Source organism: Glutamicibacter bergerei, from assembly GCF_054495185.1.
Map to the genome: position 1 here is coordinate 922,798 of NZ_CM137131.1, position 18,244 is coordinate 941,041.

Sequence of the window (18,244 nt, forward strand, 5' to 3'; positions counted from 1 at the left end):
GGTTCTTCTTTCCTTAGTCGCGCGAGCTGGAGTTGGTTACGGTCGGCAGGTCGGTCAGTTTTGCCGCGCCGAATCGTTGGAAAGCAATGCGCTCTTCGACCGGGTAGACCTCACGGCCGGTGATTCGGTTGATGATCACCGAGTTTCGGTAGGCGCCCATACCCAGATCAGGGGCCGTAAACCCATGAGTATGCAGTTCCGCGTTTTGCACAAAAATATCTTCACAGGCCCCGATGGAGTATTCACGGTCCACGTCGACCCGCCCGTCGGCGAGGTATGTTATCCGCTGGGTGATTCCATTGAGGAAGTCAGGGGTTCGGGAGCGGTAGCCGGTAGCCATTACCAAAGTATCGGCGCAGAACTCCAAGTTTTCTTCGGTACGTTCGTGGCGCAAGCTGACCGACAGGCCCTTGCCTAGTGCACCGATACCGCTTGCACTGCAGCCGGTACGCAGGTGGACATTGGCCGCTTTGCTGATGCTGCGCTGGTAGAGCTCTTCGTAGATTTCATCAATCAGATCCGCATTGATGCCCTTGTAGAGTCCCTTTTGTTCGGCGCTGAGCGCGTCACGCTTTTCCACGGGCAGCGCATGAAAGTGGTCGATATATTCCGGGGATGTCATTTCCAAGGTGAGTTTGGTGTATTCCAGTGGAAAATAGCGTTCCGAGCGGGTGGCCCAAATTAGATGGTCTTCCTCGGGCAAATTACGCAGCAGGTCCAAAAAGATCTCGGCTGCGCTCTGTCCGCTGCCCAGCACGCAGGCGATCTGCGGGCGGGATGCTTGTTGGCGTGGAGCGAAGATTTCTTCGCGATGGAACATGTAATCACTTGAATGCATGACCTTGCCCGTTGCTTGGGCTGCTTCGTCAATAATCGGTGGGAGGTAAGGCTTGGATCCGGTGCCAAGGACTAGCTTGTCTGCACTGAAATGGGTAACCCCTTGAGCGGTGAGCACCGATAGCTGGTAAGCCCCGTCCGTGTATTCGGCCGAGAGCACGCGATGTCCGAATCGGACGCTGGGCAGTAGGCGCGAAGCCCAAGCGAGATAGTTACTATATTCGTTGCGTAAGGCGTAGAAATTATCGCGAATATAGAACGGGTAAATTCTCCCCTGTTCCTTCAGATAGTTCAGGAAGGAAAATTTATTGGTGGGGTCTGCGAGGGTGACGAGGTCTGCCATGAACGGCACCTGAAGATGTGCACCATCGAGCATCATGCCGGGGTGCCAGACGAAGTGGTCGCTGGCGTCTAATACCGCGACCTTCAGCTCCGGGAGCGGAGCGGTGAGGGCAGCAAATCCGAGATTAAACGGCCCAGCGCCAATGGCAATGACGTCAAAGTGTTCTTGGGCTAGTGCACGGGTCATGCGCGGGCTCCTTCTGTGCGTTCGAACAGTAGGTCGTTGCCGACCCGGCAGATCGCGTCGAGTATCTCGGTGAGGTCTTTCATAGTGGTGTTTGGATTCAACAAGGTCAGTTTGAGCATGCGTTCCCCGCGGACGGTGGTTGCCGCGATCATTGCTTCACCGGTTTGGTAGAGCCGGTGACGAATCTGATTTGTCAGCTCGTTATGCTCGGCTTGGTTCAACTGGGCATTGGGGACAGCGAATCTGAAGACTAGGGTGCTTAGCTGCACCGGGGCTTCCAGCGTTAGCTGTGGTCTCAGCGAAATTTCAGCCTCCAAACTTTCTGCGAGTTTGAGGACTTGGTCGAACATGGCACCTAGGCGTTGCGCGCCAAGGGTGCGCAGAGTGACCCAAAGTTTCAGCGCATCAAATCTTCTGGTGGTCTGCAGCGATTTATCTACCTGGTTCGGTGTCTGTTGCGCTTGCGACCGCGGATTGAGGTATTCAGCGTAATGCGTGATTGATTCAAAAGAGTGCGCGTCCTTGAGGAGCAGTGCGCTGGAGCCGATGGGCTGGAAGAAGGACTTATGGAAGTCCACGGTGACCGAGTCTGCCAGTTCAATATTGTCTAATCGCTGGCGATGCACCGCCGAAAGCAGCAGTCCGCCACCGTAAGCGGCATCGACATGGAACCAGGCGCCGGTTTCTTTAGCCAAGGCAGCTATCGGCGCAAGCGGGTCGATGGAACCGAAGTCGGTAGTTCCCGCGGTGGCAGAAATGGCCATGGGGACCAGGCCGGCCTGTAAGTCATTGGTGAGCTGTGTGCGAAGTGCGTCTGCGTCCATGCGGTGCCACGCATCGGTGCCGATAGCGATCACGGCTTCATGGCCGAGACCCATCATCATCGCTGCGTTGGAGATGCTGAAGTGTGCGTCCTGGGAGGTGTAGATACGCAAATTCTGTAGGCGTTGCGGTAGCGAACCTGTCATTTTGGATACCGCGATATTGCGCGCAATGAGCATCGCTTGCAGATTGGACTGGGTTCCGCCGGAGGTGAAGATACCATCGGCGGTGTTTGCTGAGTATCCGATGAGCCGTGTGGTCCAGTCGATGAGTCGGCGCTCAATCAATGTTGCTCCGGCACTCTGGTCAAAGGTATCCATGGAGGTATTCAAGCTGGTGACAAACGCTTCGGCAGCGACTGCGGGAATGGCCACCGGGCAGTTCAAATGAGCGGCGTACTTCGGATGATGGAAGTAGACGGCGTCACGGAGGTAAATCTTCTTCAGTTCATCAAAGGAGTCGGCGTGGTTTCCCAACGGTGCGTCGAGGTCAATCCCCGACACCAGCTTCTGAAGGTCGTGTGGACTCGGTCCCGTGGTGGGAGACTCGACGGCTGCCAGTTGGTCGGTGACGCGCAATAATGCTTCGCGTGCTTCGGCTTCGTAGTGGTCTAAGGTGTCTGAGCAGAGTAATGAATTATCAAAAAGCTGTGATTCAGACTGGGGGATGTGCAGGGTCTCAAGTGAGGTTCCCACGGATACTCCTCGCATGGTAATTATGTAGTTTGGTTAGTCTTCCCTAACTGCAGACTATTAACATCACAAGTAAGTAATGTATTGCAACCCCAGTGTGTATTTGACTGGCCGGTGGACGCTGTTGAAGTAATTCAAAAAAACCGAGAATTCGGCAGGGTGGGTTCAGCGCTCGAGGGGGAAAAGTTTTTAGAATTATTGATCAGATGCAACCTAAAACAACTAGTGACCTACCAAAACTCTTATTCGCTTAAGAGGAAATGCGGTATCGTTGCCAATCTCGGCTCAGGTGAGCTTCCTAACACTTTTTCAGGAGCTGTGGTGAAATCTAATGTGCGAAGCGAGCGTCGTTTCCTTTATTCGAATGCAGGTGATGCGGCCAGCCGTTCACTGACGGATTTCACTGTGGACCTTATTTTTGTCACCACCTTGGGTGCGAGCGCATGGCAAATGGGGCTTCTGAACACCTTGGGTTCCCTGGCCTTCCTCGTGGCGACAATTCCCATCGGCTATTTGGTGGACCGTTATCGACCTTTGCGACTGTTGCGCATTGGACTCGCAGTGAAGGTCGTGCTCACCGTTTGCCTTTTCCTGCTGACCGTCACCGGCACGTTGAGTATCGGTTACGGATTTTTGCTGGTGACGATACTGGGAATGTGCAATGTCGTAGGGGAAACCGCTCAAGTTTCCGCAGTCCCACAACTCAATGCGGTCTCGGGTGCCCAGCGCTCCAGCTCCATCAGCGCGTTGATCGCCCGGCTGACGGCTGCGGATCAGTCATTGGCGATCATCGTTCCAGTGGCCGCAGGCACCGCATTTACTCTCCTCGGGGCCTCAGCACTCTTGACCGTGAGCGCAGTCTTGGCGCTGATCGCGCTGAGTTTGGCCTGTCTGGTCAAACTTCCTCGCCAAGACGGCCAGCGGAGGGAGGAAGATACGGGGCAGAACGCCGAGCACGACACCCATTGGCGCTCCGGCCTCACATACCTTCGCCATAACCGAATATTGATCGCCGTAACTTTGGCAATGATGTGCTCAAACTTCGGTTTGGCCTTAGGCAGTGCGGTTGAAGCGCTGTTCATTATCAACTATCTAGGCTTTGGAGCCTTCGGCTTTGGTATCCTCGCTGGTCTTGGCGGTGCTGGGGGACTACTCGGAGCTGCACTAGCCACGCGGATCGCTGTTCGTTTCAGTACGACCCAACTGACTACGGTCACCATGATGATCAAACTTGCGTTGGCCACAATGGTATTTTTGGCGGCCTTTACCACTCCTGCAATTTCTATGACCCTGCTCGCGGTGCAATCAGTATTTTGGGGCGTTGCTTTGATCATTTTTAACGTCGCGGTCACTGCGTGGGTTGCTGATATTACTCCCGAGTACCTGCTAGGTAGGGTTAGTAGCGCTCGCCGGTTGTTTACCTTTGGCGCGGTTCCGATAGGAAGCTTGGCTGGTGGCGCCATTGGTTCAGCGTTCGGGCTGCCGGCTGCGCTCGCGCTGTGGCCACTATCTATTGCCGTAGGACTCATCGGTTACTTGATTGTTCGGCCCAGCAAAGTGCAGCTCGAGGTAGCGCAAGTGCGCCGGCGGTAACCGATAGGCTTGGAGTACTACGTCCTCAACAGAAGGCTAATACGCCCGTGAAACTCGTCATTGATGCCCGATATACCAGGGTCACCCATCACGATGGAATTAGCCGTTACACCGCAGGACTCATTGAGGCTACCTCGAAAATTGCCGATGTAACGATGCTGATCAATGACATGCGACAGCTTGCACTCCTGCCAGAGGTCCCGTACCTAAAAATTTCCGGTCCGACCAGCGTCCTAGAACCCTTCGTTGCCCTGCAGATTAATAAGTTGCAACCAGACGTGGTTTTCTCCCCGATGCAGACCATGGGAACACTGGGACGAAAATTTCCGGTAATCCTCACCCTGCATGATCTGATCTACTATTCGCACCCGAATGCGCCAAAATTCTTGCCTGCCCCGATTCGATGGGGATGGTTCCTGTTTCATCAGGTCTACTTCCCTCAACGACTGTTGCTGAACCGCGCGGACGCCGTCGCGACAGTTTCAAATACCACGGCCACACTCATGCGAGAGCATCGGTTGACTAAACGACATATTGGTTTAGTTTCAAATGCCGCCTCGGCACAAACCTCTGTTCGTGACCAAAATCGTGTCGCGGCCAAGACGTTGCTATATATGGGCTCGTTCATGGAATACAAAAATGTCGAGACCTTGATTCAAGCCATGAGTTTGCTTCCTGAATATCAGCTGCATTTGCTTAGCGGTATCAGCGCGGAGCGTCGCGCGGAGTTGGAAGCGAAAACCCCTGATAGTACCCAAATAATCTTCCACAATGGGGTCAGCGACGAGCAGTATGCGAAGATGCTCGGCGAGTGCACCGCGCTGGTGACGCTTTCTCGCGAAGAGGGCTACGGTCTTCCACTGGTTGAAGCGATGAGCATGGGAACACCTGTGGTCGTTACCGACATGCCCATTTTTAGAGAAGTAGCTCAGGACGCGGCGCTCTACGCGCATCCCGATAGCGCCCAGGCCTTCGCAGACCGGGTGCACCAGCTCTCAGCACCAGAAGAATGGCGGAAGTACTCAGAGCGTGCACTGCGCCGTGCCGCGCACTACTCATGGGAAACCTCTGCGCACCAGTTGATTGAGCTGGCACAGTTTGCCATCAACAACTCAGCAAAGACCACAAACTAGCCTTCAAGCATTAACTGGAGCAGCACCTAAGAGTGGATTTCAAAACGGGACTTGGCTAGTGCTAAGGTTGTTCTCGTAGCATTCCTCCATAGCTCAATTGGCAGAGCATTCGACTGTTAATCGAAGGGTTACTGGTTCAAGTCCAGTTGGAGGAGCCGAAGAATCACCCTGTTGTCAGCTTGTGAAAGCTAGCAACAGGGTGATTTTGTTTATCCTCGTTTTGAAGTATGTCTGAACTTTGGCAACCAGCAAGAAACCTCTGCGCAGTAGCGAGTGAAACTTTCACCGAACTTTTCTTCCAAGTCCCTTTCCTCCAGTGGGCGTACAATCAAATTCCAGATGATTGAGCCGCTCAAAGAATAGAGGATTATGAGCCATGAATTTGCGATCAGCCCTACACTGACTCCCTGTACGATGCCTGCAACCGCCATAGGATTGCGAACATATCGGTAAGGGCCACGGACCACCAGATACTGTGGCATTGCAGAGGGCAGGGGAGTGCCCTGTCCCAATTTGGCCATAATGGTTGCCGACCAAACACCCAACGCGCTGGCGAGTAAGAGCAAGACATAACCAGTCAAACGAACCCAGTCAGCAAAGCTCACGTGCACTGCGAATCGGTGTTCAGCAAAGATTATGAGCGAAGGAAAGAGCGCAAGGAACACAAACCAAAAACAAAGTAGCTGGGCGAAGGTCTGACGTATGTGGGCTCGGGTACGTTTGGATCGTGCAGTCCTGAAGCGAAAAGGGCCAGATGCAAACCACTGCGAGGGAAACCGCCCGAACCATAAGACCAGACCGGCTGCTCCGGAAGCAAAGCTTGCGGCCAGCATGATCAAGGCGCCCCAGCCGGCATTGGTGGATATCAGGGCGTAGACAAGCATCAACCCTGTCATGAGCCAGGTCCACGGTATCGCCACCCATAATGCCGCACGTATATTGCAGGCGATTAGCAGTGAGGCGAGAGCAAACAAAGGGATGTCGAACCATGCCAATAAGAGCGGCGGCAGATCGCCAAGCGTCAACATGGTGACGGTCGGGCTTACGAAAACCGCGAACCACCATAACAACCCGCCAACCCCCTGAACCGCGAAATACGTCCTGGCGAGCATTAACTGATTATTGCGCTGCAAGTGTGGTTCGTTTGTAGCTGAGGAGTTCACCAGTCTGTTAGACATGGAGACAAGCCTAGATGAACCATGGCTGGTGCAACTTCTTGACCTATATGATCGTTTCTTTTTATGCTGCGCATCACTAAGTGAATTACTGAGGTGTTGCGGAACCAAACGTCCAAAATCGCTGCCGAACCCCTTGAACGTCGGGGCTATTTACGTCTTCAAGCGTAGAAGTTGGTCGATTTGAAAACCCATCTTGGCCAGTGCTAAGGTATTACACGTTGCATTCCTCCATAGCTCAATTGGCAGAGCATTCGACTGTTAATCGAAGGGTTACTGGTTCAAGTCCAGTTGGAGGAGCTCTCGTAAAACCCCAACCGTTTCGAACGGTTGGGGTTTTATTTTTCTTAACGCTGCAGCGTAGCTCAGAGTTCGGCTGCCTAGGGTTTTCCCGCAAAAAATCAGGGGGAACCCGGATATCACTGCCCATATCGAGTTGGCTAGGATATTTACTAGATAATCGCCAGTTTCAGTGCACGTGGGTTTTGGTTGATCCGCTTGCTAGGTGGAGACGACTGATGGGAATAGTACTAATACTTTCCTTCATTCAGCGTGATGAAGGTATTGATCAGGTGAAAGCTTGTCTTCTCTACAACACGATTAGTCTGCAGATTAGCCATGAACAGCTTATGAACAATGAAGCGCACATATTGATTGGGTCGCTTCCTATAAGCTCAAGTGAATAGACGATAGACTTTCAAATCGTTAACACTTACACCCGTGGCATGAGATAGAGCTGTGGGGTTTACGCCTGAAGACTGATACGTAGACGGTAACCGGGGTGCTAGCGTGGAAACACCGGTTGCCGAGCGATCGAGAATATGGAGAAACCATGTCTGAAGCTGAATCGACGCAAGCAGATGAAAGCCTGAAGTCAAGCGTGAAGAGTGCCAAGGCTCAAGTTGATGGACTCAAAGAGCTTGTCCCACAGCAGCTGACGGACGAGCTCAAGCTTGGCACCACCCTGCTCAAGAAAAAAGGCATCAGCCTGGGCATGGCAGCGGGTTTGGGCGCTGGCGCGCTCGTCGTTGTTTTACTATTCGTGATTGCGGTAGTCGTCACTCTAGTGAATGTTTTAGAAATTTGGTTCCTTGGCTGGGCCGCAGGATTGATAGTTGCCGGGTTCTTCCTGATCGTGGCATTAATTCTGGCGCTAGTGATGTACCTGAAGATCAAGAAGGCCTTGCCACTGACTCCTGATGCAGCAATTCGAGGCATCCGCCACGATATTGGTGTGCTCAAGGACGGTAGCAACTTTGACGTCAGCACCTTGGATGAGCCTATGCGTAAGAAGGACGAGGAAGACAAGGACGCGAAGGACAAGAAGAAGGAGCCTAAACCTCCTGCTCCAAGCGCGGACGAACTGATTCTTCGTACCAAGCGTCGCCGCCGTCAGATTCAGGCACTGCGTGACAACTTGGGCCAGAGCGTTCTGGGTCCCAAAGCAAAATTGGATAAAGCACGTCATTTTGCCGAGAATGCCGGAGAATCAGTGACCAACGCTGCTGCTAAGGCACGTAGCTTCGTCACACCTTCCGCAAATACCGGAGAAAATAACGAGGCTGGTCGGGCAGGCCAAGAACGGGCAGAAAAAGCTAAGCCTTTCGCGATCATCGCTGCCTCGGCGGCTGCGCTTGTTGCAATTATCCGTAAGTGGATCAAGCGTTCCTAGGTTCCTGAACCGATGAGGTGACGCGCAGACTTCACGCCATCCGGCGGCATGACCTCTCGGACAATAAAGAACTCTTGGGAAAGGCACTGACATGGTTTGGATCGCTATTACAGCGGCACTATGCGGTGCCTTTTGCCTTGCCTTTGGAGCTCAATTTCAATCGAGCGCGGTGAGGAAAGCTTCGGGCGGGCTAGAGCTCACCCTGAAAAACTTGGGGAAGCTGGCGGGCAACAGGCGGTGGATGAGCGGGTTGCTCTTGCTGGGGCTGGGTATGGTGCTTAACGTATTTGCTCTGGCAAGCGCCCCGTTGACCGTGGTGCAACCCATTGGGGCTATTGCCCTGGTGGTAACCACCGTGGTGAATTCGCGAGAACACAAGCTCACCATGAACAGGCCGACGGTGCTGGCAATTATTAGTTGCATGGTCGGTTCGGCCGCATTCGTTTTGATGGCTATCAACGTCACTGGCGAGCAGCACCTTGTAAATAACGCCGAGGCATTACTCATTGAGATGATTCTGGCCGTCGTGGTTGTGCTCTTTGGAATTCTTGTGCTTCTCTTCCGGCACAAACTGGGAGCCTTCTTTTATATCGTCGGGGCGGGCGTACTTTTTGGGTTTGTAGCGGTGCTCGTGCGCACCATCGCGATTGCGATATTGAATTTCGAAGTACAAGATTGGAAGTCGCTACCGTGGATTGCACTGGCCGCAGTGGTAGTGGCAGGTTTACTCGGGTCATATTTTGTACAAACGGCTTATTCGAAGGGGCCACCAGATTTGGTGATCGCCGGACTGACCGTGATCGATCCGATGGTCGGCATTGCCATCGGCATCTCTATTCTTGGAGAGCTTCGCCCAGATGTTCCTGCGGTGTTGGCGATCTTGATGGTGGTAGCCGCCGTGCTGGCCATCATCGGCGTGGTGGCGTTATCTCGCCACCACCCGGATGTTCTAGAACGCAAAGCTAAAGCAAGACATTCACAAAAAATGTCTCATAAAGATGCATAAAAGCAGTAGAAAATCTTCCACAAGACAATATGTTGAACGAACAAGGACAATACGTGGCCGAGGAAAAACCGCTGACGATAGTCATCGCCGCCGATACTTACCTGCCTGATATTAATGGTGCGGCAATGTTCTGCTACCGATTGGCTAGTGCCATGAAAGAACGCGGACACCGAGTGCACGTATTGGCGGTACGCGGCGAAAAGGGCAAGACCTACACTGAGGTTCGCCCCGAAGCCATCGTGCACCGACTGCAATCACACGGGGTACCAACCCACGAGTATTTCCGTATCGCATTTCCTTGGGAAGTTAATTCGCAAATCAACAAGATCTTGGCAGACATCAAACCTGACGTCGTGCACGCGCAGAGCCACTACATGATTGGCCAGCAGACCTTGGCTTACGCACGTAAACATGGGGTGCGAGCCGTCGCGACGAACCATTTTATGCCGGAGAATCTTGATCCTTTCTTACCCTTTCCTAAGTGGTTTAAGAAGATCGTTGCCCGCAACTCGTGGCGAGATATGGGGAAGGTTTTCGGAAGAGCGGATGCGGTGACCACTCCGACTCCGTTGGCTGCGAAAGCCATGAAGGAGCACGCGGGGCTGACGAAGGTGCTGCCTTTATCCAATGGAATCGAAGTTGGCAACTATGAGCTGGGCAACGAGGAAGAAATTGTTCGCAACGAAGCACCAACCATACTTTTTGTTGGTCGACTAGCCGTCGAGAAAAACGTAAACGAGCTAATCGAGGCCCTGGCATTGATGAAGCAGGTACCTAACTCGATTCTCGAAGTTGTTGGCGGTGGCGAGCAACGTTCACTGTTGGAGAAGATTGCCAATGAAAAAGGTGTGCGTGACCGTGTTCGATTCCTTGGGCATGTCAGCGAAGAGGAGCTTCGCGAGGCTTATCTGCGCTGTGACGTCTTCTGCCAACCAGGAACCGCGGAATTGCAGTCCTTGGTGACGCTCGAAGCGCTTTCAGCCTCGAAGCCCGTGATCCTAGCCAACGCGATGGCGTTGCCACACCTTGTCGACGTCGGTGTGAACGGTTATATGTTTGAACCTGGTAACCGAGAAGATCTGGCGCAGAAGCTGGACAAGGTGTTAAGTCTCGAACCTCAGGAACGTGAACGCCTAGGATCTGCGGGGCACCGAAAGGTCATGAATCATGCGCAGGAGAAAACCATGAACTCCTTCGAAGCGCTCTATCGTGGGCAGAGCGTCACTACGCATTAGCACTTGGCGACGCCGCAAGGACCTCGAATCGAGATTTTGGCTGGTCATGCCCTAGAATATTTCGAGTGTGGTTACTGCTTCGGCGGTAATTCTCATAGTGGGGCGTTAGCTCAGTTGGTTAGAGCAGGGAACTCATAATTCCTTGGTCGTCGGTTCAAGTCCGACACGCCCTACAGTATGAAAACGCCGGGTCACCTGTATGAACAAGTGACCCGGCGTTCTTCTATTTAAATCTCAGATCACGGTTTAACCATAGTTTTCACTCATTCAGTCGTTCAACGGCAGCAAGATCGAGGGGCGCAAATCTTCGATGAGAAGTGCTGGGTCGATATATTCTCCATCTAACCGGACGCCCCAGTGAATACAGCGATTTGAGCAATGAGCACCCGTCGACACGGTTCCGAGCTTGGCTCCAGATTCCACCCAGCTACCCACCGAGAGCTCGCTGGTCACAGGTTCCAAACTGGTCTTGAACCCATATCCGTGGTCAATCACAACCACGGGGCGGTCAACGACCACACCCCGGAAGGTGATACGTCCACGATTCGGGGCAACGACTTGGTTACCAACAGATGCCGCCAGATCCACACCACGATGACCGGCCGACCACTGCTCGGCCGGCTTATCAAAAGCCTTGAGGATCTTCGGCTCTCCGGCTAGCGGCCAGCGCCACTGAGCTGCGGCTGCAGGTTGCGCATAGTTCTGTGTGGTTTCTGCGCGGGCACCCAGCGGGGCCAAAGTCAGAATCAGTAGTGCCGGGAGTAGCAATAAAAGTCGTTTGGGTTTCATAAGTTCAGCCTGTGGCAACGAGGTGCGGAATTTTGGTGATTGACCGCAAGATGTGGGTAACTTCGTTGGTCGGGTTTTAGGCGCTAGATCACCATAGATCACGGTCTCTGGAGCGAAGTCGGTGTAGTACACTTGAAACTGCAGTTTCTTGTCAGAGGTGTGTCCAAAATTGGTTCACCTCCCAAGGGATTGACTTCGCGTGCGAGGTTCCACATCCTTTTTGAGGAAGTGGTCATAAGTTCCAGTGGTCCGAGAGAATCGGTGGACTTAGACAGGCTGCTAAGCAGTCAGGATCGCGCACTAGGGCGGATATTCAAAATGAAAATCTGCGTACAACCCAAACAACTAAGAGCAGTTACCGCGGACGCGCACGCGTCCGGTCCGCCACTGCTGAGAGGAGTTGCGACATGCCAGTCGTAACCATGCGAGAGCTGCTAGACAGCGGCGTCCACTTCGGCCACCAGACCCGTCGTTGGAACCCAAAGATGAAGCGCTTCATTTTCACCGAGCGCAACGGCATCTACATCATTGACCTGCAGCAGTCGCTGTCGTTCATTGACCGCGCTTACGAGTTCGTCAAGCAGACCGTTGCCCACGGTGGCACCGTACTGTTCGTCGGTACCAAGAAGCAGGCTCAGGAATCGATCGCTGAGCAGGCTAACCGCGTTGGCCAGCCATACGTGAACCAGCGTTGGCTCGGCGGTATGCTGACCAACTTCCAGACCGTCTCCAAGCGCGTTCAGCGCATGAAGGAACTGGAAGAGATCAACTTCGAGGACGTTGCCGGTTCGGGCCACACCAAGAAGGAACTTCTGCTGCTCAAGCGCGAGCTGACCAAGCTGCAGAACAACCTCGGTGGTATCCGCAACCTGACCCGTACCCCTTCCGCTATCTGGATCGTTGACACCAAGAAGGAACACTTGGCTATCGACGAAGCTCGCAAGCTGGGCATCCCAGTTGTTGCCATCTTGGACACCAACTGCGATCCAGACGAAGTAACCTACCCAATCCCAGGCAACGACGACGCAATCCGCTCCGTCAACCTGTTGACCCGCGTTGTTGCAGACGCCGTTGCTGAAGGCCTCATCGCCAAGAACAACAAGGCAACCGGCAAGACCGAGGGTGCAGCAGAGCCAATGGCTGAGTGGGAGCGCGAGCTTCTCGAAGGCGAAAAGGCAAAGGCAAAGGCTGAGGCTCCTGCCGAAGCCGCAACCGAGGCTGCAACCGAAGCGCCAGCCGAGGCTGCTGCTGAAGAGGCTCCAGAAGCCAAGTAGTCATCTGACTATCTCTTAGAGTTTGCTTCCGCGCGCTAGCGTGGGCGGAAGGATACTCAAAAAGTCTCGTGGGACGGGTTGGTTATCCGACCCGTCCCACGAGCGACATAAACTTGAAACCTCCTAGTGAACGGGGATGCACGTGGCAAACTACACCGCTGCTGATATCAAGGCTCTGCGCGAACGTACCGGCGCAGGCATGATGGACGTGAAGAAGGCTCTCGACGAGGCTGACGGCAATGCCGAGAAGGCCATCGAGATCATCCGCGTCAAGGGTCTGAAGGGCGCTACCAAGCGCGAAGGCCGTTCGACCGCAGAAGGCCTTGTCGCCGCCAAGGTCGATGGCACCGTTGGTGTCATGGTCGAGATCAACTGCGAGACCGACTTCGTCGCCAAGAACGAGAAGTTCATCGAGCTGGCAAACAAGGTTCTGGATGCCGCTGTGGCTTCCGGCGCGGCAGATGCCGAAGCCCTGTTGGCTTACGAGCTAGACGGCAAGCCTGTTTCTGAGATCGTTATCGAAGAGGGCGCAATCCTCGGCGAGAAGATCGTTGTCCGCCGTGTCGCCCGCATTGAGGGTGCAAAGGTTGCAGCTTACCTGCACAAGACCAGCAAGGACCTGCCAGCACAGGTTGGCGTTTTGATGGCTGTTGACGCTGACAGCGAAGCTGCAGCAACCGTTGCACACGATGTTGCAGTGCACACCGCAGCAATGTCGCCAATCTACCTGTCCCGCGAAGAAGTTCCTGCGGACAAGGTTGCTGACGAGCGTCGCATCGCTGATGAGACCGCACGCGCAGAGGGCAAGCCAGAAGCTGCCCTTACCAAGATCGTTGAAGGCCGTTTGACCGGCTTCTTCAAGGAAATCGTATTGGTTGACCAGGCATTCGCTAAGGACGCAAAGAAGTCCGTAGCCAAGGTCTTCGAAGAAGCTGGCACCAAGCCAGTTGCCTTCGCACGTTTCCGTGTTGGTGCCTAAGGGTTCAGCCACACAGTAAGCGACAGTCGCCGTTGAACGGCGGCTAACCAAGATAAGGGAGGTGAGCCACCGAGCATACTCGGTGACTCACCTCCCTTTTCTTGAGCCCGGATGGCAAGATAGTTTTGAGATCCGGAAATAGAATTCTCAACCCTCAGGAGATAGATTCCATGCCTACCAGTCCAGAAACTAAACGACGCCGCGTCCTGCTAAAGCTTTCCGGAGAGGTCTTCGGCGGAGGTAACGTCGGTGTTGACCCGACCACCGTGCGCGGAATTGCAGAACAGATTGCAGCGACCGTTGGTGAAGTAGAAGTAGCCATCGTTGTCGGTGGCGGAAACTTCTTCCGTGGCGCCGAGCTATCAGCCGCTGGTATGGATCGCTCCCGCGCGGACTACATGGGCATGCTTGGCACCGTCATGAACTGTCTGGCGCTGCAGGACTTCTTGGAACAGTGCGGAGTAGAAACTCGCGTCCAGTCCGCCATTGCCATGGCTCAGGTGGCGGAGAACTACATTCCACGTCGCGCCATCCGCCACATGGAAAAAGACCGCGTAGTCATCTTCGGTGCCGGCGCCGGCCTGCCATATTTCTCCACCGACACCGTGGCCGCTCAGCGTGCCCTCGAAGTTGATGCTGACGAGGTGCTGATGGCCAAGAGCGGCGTAGATGGTGTCTACACCGCAGACCCAAAGAAGGATCCAAACGCTAAGAAGCTGGACACCCTGACCTACTCCGAGGCGCTACAACGCGACATCCGCGTGATGGACCAGACCGCTATGACCATGTGCCAAGACAATGCCTTGAACATGCTGGTCTTCGGCATGGAAGGCGAAGGAAATGTGGCCCGCGCCATTCGCGGCGAGCGGATTGGCACCACCGTCACCCCATAAGGGTGTTCGTGACATAGGATTGAATTAGATGTAGTTGTTCTGCGCTCCTAGGATCGCCCGTGCTGCGGGGGTCGGGGAGCGTGGAACACAAGGTAAAAGTACTGAGGAGTACCGGTGATTGACGAAACGTTGGCGGAAGCCGCCGAAAAGATGGACCGCACCATTGAAGCCGCCAAGGAGGACTTCGCGACGATCCGTACCGGTCGCGCCCACCCAGGCATGTATTCCAAGGTCATGGTGGACTACTACGGTTCCCCAACCCCACTGATGCAGCTGGCATCCTTTGCTGTGCCTGAAGCACGCACCATCACCATCAGCCCGTTCGATATCTCCGCAATGCGAGCTATCGAAAAGGCCTTGGGTGACCCAGAGGTCGGTGCTAACCCATCGAGCGATGGCAAGATGATTCGCGTTACGCTTCCGGTACTGACCGAGGAACGTCGTAAAGAATACGTCAAGCTGGCTCGCTCCAAGGGCGAAGATGCCAAGGTTGCGGTGCGTAGCCACCGTCGCAAGGCCAAGGACAGCATCGATAAGTTCGTCAAGGATGGCGAAATTGGTGAAGATGACGGCAGCCGCGCTGAAAAGGAACTCGACGCACTGACCAAGTCACACGTTGATTCGGTCGATGAGATTCTGAAGAAAAAAGAAGCAGAGCTGCTGGAAGTCTAATGCCAGGCTCGACAGACAACACTGAGGGCAACGCTTCGGCGGTGCCCTCAGTGGCATCCGGCGAAAACCAGCCTATGACTCGGCGAGAAGCTCGCGCACAGCGCGAAGCCGCCGAACGCGGAAATTCCCGCGCCTCGAAACTTAAGCGTGCTTTGTCGGGGGAGAAGTCCGAGAGCGTGCAGCCACAGGCTTCAGCACCGAACACCCCCGAGACAGTGCCGCCTCAAACTCCTGTGGCGACCCCAAAAAGTATCGAACCTCAGGCAGAAGCCAAGGCAAAGATCCCGGTAGGGGAAAAGTCAAAGCCGATGGATCACGTCGCACCAAAGCCGGTGCCGGTGATCCGTCCGGCTAATGTGAAGGCGCCGGTTGATACGCCAGGTACATCCAAGCCTGTAGGAAAGACGCAGCAGTCAGCAACGCCAGTAGCAACGCCGGAGCCGGTTCAGGCTCCGACACCGGCAAGTGATGCGTCCAAATCGAAGGCGAAGGCCGAGGCGAAAGCTCAACTTCTCGCCCCGGTACCGGCCACCGGACGGTCCGTTGAAAAAACTCAGGCTTCAAAGTCACCGGCAGAAGCTCAACCGGCTCCGCCGCACTCGGATAGCAAAGACTTAGCCGAAACTGGACATGCCGAGCCTGAAGAAGCTGAGATTCCAGCCGAACTACTCATCGGTGGACCGCCGAAGAAGTCGCGGGCGGGACGAAACCTGCCAGCTGCCATCGGCGTAGGTTTGGGCATGCTTGGCCTGGCCATGGTGGGACTTTTCTGGGTACCTGCCTTACTGGTTGCCCTCATCGTGGTCTTGGCGGGCATCGGCTCGTGGGAAGTCGCTCGTGCGACAACCTATGCGAAAACTGAGGTGCAGCAGTTCCCGCTGTATCTGGCCTCTGTGCTCCTTCCCGTAAGCGCGATCCTCGGGGGACTAGATGCGTTGAGCTTTGCCTACTTAGGTAGTCTGGTCCTTGCTTTGGTCTTCCGAATTTTGGATGGACTCAAGGGCGCCGTGGCCTCGGTGATGAGCAGTGTCTTCATTATCAGTTGGGTGCCATTACTACTTAGTTTCGCCTTGCTGGTGATGCGCGGGGATAACGGCAACCTACTGATTACCACCATTTTGTTGCTTGTGGTCAGTAACGACACCTTTGGCTACGCGGTGGGCGTGCTCTTCGGTAAACATCCTATGGCTCCAAAGATTTCTCCCAAGAAGTCTTGGGAAGGCTTTGCCGGATCCATGGTTGGTTCCATGGTCATTGGCGCGCTGGCCGCGAACTACTGGCTGGACATGCCTTGGTGGTCTGGTGTCATTCTCGCTTGCTTCACGACCATCGCAGCGACAACTGGCGACTTCGCCGAGTCGATGGTTAAGCGTGAACTGGGGATCAAGGATATGAGTAACCTGTTGCCGGGTCACGGCGGCATTATGGATCGACTCGATTCGTTGCTCTTCGCTATCCCGTTGGCCTACCTTGTCTCGCACTTCTTGGAGTGGAGCGTCGCAGTCTTCTAAACCCGAATGGTGTGGACCCGCACACGGATCTGCACCATTCGGTGTGCCTATGGCACCAAAATATTTCACAACACATAAGATTGAAGGGTGCCGCGTCATCGCGGTACGCCTGATGACTTTTCGTCTAGAACTAAGGAATAGTCGTGTCGCAGCAACAAGATGCTCCGTTCTCCCGGGTCCCGGAAAAGGACTTCGGCTACAACGTTAAGCAGGTTGATGCGTTTCTGAGCCGGGCGCGTGCCACCTTCAACGGCGGCGGAAACGATGATGCCGTGGTGACTAGCCACCTAATCCGTCGCACTACCTTTGCGCCGCAAAAGGGCGGCTACCAGGCCCGCGAAGTTGATGGTGCATTGGACCGTCTAGAAGACGTCTTTGCTAAGCGCGAGCGTGATGACCTGATTGCCCACCAAGGTGAAGAAGTGTGGCTGCAACAGGTCGGCCGCCTCGCAGCGATCTTACGCGGACGTTTGCACCGTTCTAAGGGTGAGCGTTTCCGTCGCCCTTCTCGAGCAAACGCAGCGAGCTACAACATTGAGGACGTTGACCGCTTGTGTGATCAGCTCATCGATTACTTCGAGCGTGACGTGCCTATGGCAGTCGACTCGGTACGTCGCGTGGAGTTCCGCTCTGCGGTGGGTACAGAAGGCTATGAAGAGTCGCAGGTGGATGCCTTCTTGGACCGTGTGGTCGAGCTGATGGCCTCGATAGACTAGATTTTCACGCACAAAACACGCCGCGGCCGCTAGGGAACAGATGTTCCGTAGCGGCCGCGATGTAGTTTAAGCGTTTAGTCTTGGTCTTCAGATTTTGACTGGCGTCGTTTTTTGTCTTTTGTAGCGTAGTAGGCGTTTTTAGTTCGTTCCCGGGCTCGTGTTTTGATTTCCACGATGTCCTCTGCGAAGTGCTCCTTAGTCATGGCTTTGAACTCGGCCAACTTCGCGTCGGTCTCCTGCTGAGTTTCACCTGCCTGCCAGGGCCTAATCAGGAAAAATAAACCCATGTTCACCGCCGCATGAATAATTCCAAAGACCACTGCGGTGACTGAATTGCCCCACGCAATGAAGGCAAACACGGCCCCGGTCAGAAGGTATGCGAGCAACGGCAGTACGCTATAACCCCAGCCGCCAGGTTCGTTGAGTCTTCCTCGAATCACAAAGGGACGTTCAATACCTACGGCGAGAAGCTCTCCGAGGAGCAGAGTCGCCACCAGCACGCCTATGCTAGTTCCCAAACTTGCGGTCATAGAGTCACCGAATAGGGTGGACACCCAGAAAAGCTGCGCAACAACCAATAGTTTCAGTGTTCCGGTGAACAAATGACCGGTGAATGTGTGGATCAGTCGGGGCGGAGTCCATGCGGGGTCGTTAACAGGGTGTTCTGTGGGCATCGGTGATCCTCCCTGTGAGTCAGTAGAGATTTTCTGGTTTCA

16 protein-coding genes and 3 tRNA genes are annotated in these 18,244 nt (G+C 54.5%); 14 read left to right on the plus strand and 5 right to left on the minus strand.

Translation table 11 applies throughout. The features are described from left to right. Positions 1-13 precede the first annotated feature (13 nt). Both ACX5K5_RS04290 and ACX5K5_RS04295 read right to left on the minus strand, forming a co-directional pair. Positions 14-1,366, minus strand: a complete 1,353-nt coding sequence (locus tag ACX5K5_RS04290; protein ID WP_459175074.1) for a lysine N(6)-hydroxylase/L-ornithine N(5)-oxygenase family protein — start codon at positions 1,364-1,366, stop codon at positions 14-16. After that, the gene (locus tag ACX5K5_RS04295; RefSeq protein WP_459175075.1) at positions 1,363-2,883 is read right to left on the minus strand and encodes a pyridoxal phosphate-dependent decarboxylase family protein; all 1,521 of its coding nucleotides are present in this window, start codon (positions 2,881-2,883) and stop codon (positions 1,363-1,365) included. Before ACX5K5_RS04295 ends, ACX5K5_RS04290 begins: the two co-directional genes overlap by 4 nt. 318 nt (positions 2,884-3,201) lie before the next feature. Here ACX5K5_RS04295 and ACX5K5_RS04300 point away from each other — a divergent pair, with 318 nt between their 5' ends. The 3 genes from ACX5K5_RS04300 to ACX5K5_RS04310 all read left to right on the plus strand — a co-directional run bounded on the left by ACX5K5_RS04300 (position 3,202) and on the right by ACX5K5_RS04310 (position 5,761). Beyond that, positions 3,202-4,473: an MFS transporter gene (locus ACX5K5_RS04300; protein WP_459175076.1), complete on the plus strand. Its 1,272-nt coding sequence runs from the start codon at positions 3,202-3,204 to the stop codon at positions 4,471-4,473. Positions 4,474-4,520: 47 nt separating this feature from the next. Further along, a complete protein-coding gene (locus ACX5K5_RS04305; RefSeq protein WP_096256738.1) occupies positions 4,521-5,606 on the plus strand; it encodes a glycosyltransferase family 4 protein in 1,086 nt (361 codons plus the stop codon). Between the two features lie 82 nt (positions 5,607-5,688). Further along, a tRNA-Asn gene (locus tag ACX5K5_RS04310) sits at positions 5,689-5,761 on the plus strand. 54 nt (positions 5,762-5,815) lie between these two features. Here the strand turns inward: ACX5K5_RS04310 and ACX5K5_RS04315 are convergent. Further along, positions 5,816-6,784, minus strand: a complete 969-nt coding sequence (locus ACX5K5_RS04315; RefSeq protein WP_459175077.1) for a methyltransferase family protein — start codon at positions 6,782-6,784, stop codon at positions 5,816-5,818. A gap of 224 nt (positions 6,785-7,008) precedes the next feature. Between ACX5K5_RS04315 and ACX5K5_RS04320 the strand changes: the two genes are divergently transcribed. The 5 genes from ACX5K5_RS04320 (at position 7,009) to ACX5K5_RS04340 (ending at position 10,867) form a co-directional block, all read left to right on the plus strand. Further along, a tRNA-Asn gene (locus tag ACX5K5_RS04320) sits at positions 7,009-7,081 on the plus strand. Positions 7,082-7,613: 532 nt separating this feature from the next. After that, positions 7,614-8,453, plus strand: a complete 840-nt coding sequence (locus ACX5K5_RS04325; RefSeq protein WP_096256739.1) for a phage holin family protein — start codon at positions 7,614-7,616, stop codon at positions 8,451-8,453. A gap of 91 nt (positions 8,454-8,544) precedes the next feature. Beyond that, a complete protein-coding gene (locus ACX5K5_RS04330) occupies positions 8,545-9,459 on the plus strand; it encodes a DMT family transporter (RefSeq protein WP_096256740.1) in 915 nt (304 codons plus the stop codon). A gap of 53 nt (positions 9,460-9,512) precedes the next feature. Next, the gene (locus ACX5K5_RS04335) at positions 9,513-10,694 is read left to right on the plus strand and encodes a glycosyltransferase (protein ID WP_459175078.1); all 1,182 of its coding nucleotides are present in this window, start codon (positions 9,513-9,515) and stop codon (positions 10,692-10,694) included. A 99-nt stretch (positions 10,695-10,793) separates the two neighbouring features. Next, a tRNA-Ile gene (locus ACX5K5_RS04340) sits at positions 10,794-10,867 on the plus strand. A gap of 94 nt (positions 10,868-10,961) precedes the next feature. Here ACX5K5_RS04340 and ACX5K5_RS04345 read toward each other — a convergent pair. Beyond that, the gene (locus ACX5K5_RS04345; RefSeq protein WP_096256798.1) at positions 10,962-11,483 is read right to left on the minus strand and encodes a M23 family metallopeptidase; all 522 of its coding nucleotides are present in this window, start codon (positions 11,481-11,483) and stop codon (positions 10,962-10,964) included. Positions 11,484-11,890: 407 nt separating this feature from the next. On the opposite strand from ACX5K5_RS04345, the gene rpsB reads away from it, so the two are divergent. From rpsB to ACX5K5_RS04375, 6 genes are all read left to right on the plus strand, one after another. Further along, the gene (rpsB, locus tag ACX5K5_RS04350) at positions 11,891-12,757 is read left to right on the plus strand and encodes a 30S ribosomal protein S2 (protein ID WP_459175079.1); all 867 of its coding nucleotides are present in this window, start codon (positions 11,891-11,893) and stop codon (positions 12,755-12,757) included. Between the two features lie 142 nt (positions 12,758-12,899). Then, positions 12,900-13,736: a translation elongation factor Ts gene (gene tsf / locus ACX5K5_RS04355; protein ID WP_096256799.1), complete on the plus strand. Its 837-nt coding sequence runs from the start codon at positions 12,900-12,902 to the stop codon at positions 13,734-13,736. A 170-nt stretch (positions 13,737-13,906) separates the two neighbouring features. Continuing rightward, complete coding sequence (gene pyrH / locus ACX5K5_RS04360; RefSeq protein ID WP_096256743.1) at positions 13,907-14,629, plus strand: UMP kinase; 723 nt, start codon at positions 13,907-13,909, stop codon at positions 14,627-14,629. Positions 14,630-14,743: 114 nt separating this feature from the next. Beyond that, positions 14,744-15,301: a ribosome recycling factor gene (frr, locus tag ACX5K5_RS04365; protein ID WP_096256744.1), complete on the plus strand. Its 558-nt coding sequence runs from the start codon at positions 14,744-14,746 to the stop codon at positions 15,299-15,301. Further along, positions 15,301-16,812, plus strand: coding sequence for a phosphatidate cytidylyltransferase (locus ACX5K5_RS04370; protein ID WP_459175080.1), 1,512 nt, complete (start codon positions 15,301-15,303; stop codon positions 16,810-16,812). The genes frr and ACX5K5_RS04370 overlap by 1 nt, the downstream gene beginning before the upstream one ends. Before the next feature lie 143 nt (positions 16,813-16,955). Beyond that, positions 16,956-17,528 (plus strand): DivIVA domain-containing protein, encoded by a 573-nt coding sequence (locus ACX5K5_RS04375; protein ID WP_382344636.1) that lies wholly within the window; start codon positions 16,956-16,958, stop codon positions 17,526-17,528. Positions 17,529-17,602: 74 nt separating this feature from the next. On the opposite strand, the gene ACX5K5_RS04380 is transcribed toward ACX5K5_RS04375, so the two are convergent. Then, the gene (locus tag ACX5K5_RS04380) at positions 17,603-18,202 is read right to left on the minus strand and encodes a hypothetical protein (RefSeq protein ID WP_459175081.1); all 600 of its coding nucleotides are present in this window, start codon (positions 18,200-18,202) and stop codon (positions 17,603-17,605) included. Positions 18,203-18,244 lie beyond the last annotated feature (42 nt).

What these genes read in the sequence shown, in the direction of transcription:
- ACX5K5_RS04290 (WP_459175074.1), bottom strand. Translation starts at nt 1,366, where the DNA reads ATGACCCGTGCACTAGCCCAAGAACACTTTGACGTCATTGCCATTGGC.
- ACX5K5_RS04315 (WP_459175077.1), bottom strand. Translation starts at nt 6,784, where the DNA reads ATGTCTAACAGACTGGTGAACTCCTCAGCTACAAACGAACCACACTTG.
- ACX5K5_RS04325 (WP_096256739.1), top strand. Translation starts at nt 7,614, where the DNA reads ATGTCTGAAGCTGAATCGACGCAAGCAGATGAAAGCCTGAAGTCAAGC.
- ACX5K5_RS04330 (WP_096256740.1), top strand. Translation starts at nt 8,545, where the DNA reads ATGGTTTGGATCGCTATTACAGCGGCACTATGCGGTGCCTTTTGCCTT.
- ACX5K5_RS04345 (WP_096256798.1), bottom strand. Translation starts at nt 11,483, where the DNA reads ATGAAACCCAAACGACTTTTATTGCTACTCCCGGCACTACTGATTCTG.
- rpsB (WP_459175079.1), top strand. Translation starts at nt 11,891, where the DNA reads ATGCCAGTCGTAACCATGCGAGAGCTGCTAGACAGCGGCGTCCACTTC.
- pyrH (WP_096256743.1), top strand. Translation starts at nt 13,907, where the DNA reads ATGCCTACCAGTCCAGAAACTAAACGACGCCGCGTCCTGCTAAAGCTT.
- ACX5K5_RS04370 (WP_459175080.1), top strand. Translation starts at nt 15,301, where the DNA reads ATGCCAGGCTCGACAGACAACACTGAGGGCAACGCTTCGGCGGTGCCC.
- ACX5K5_RS04380 (WP_459175081.1), bottom strand. Translation starts at nt 18,202, where the DNA reads ATGCCCACAGAACACCCTGTTAACGACCCCGCATGGACTCCGCCCCGA.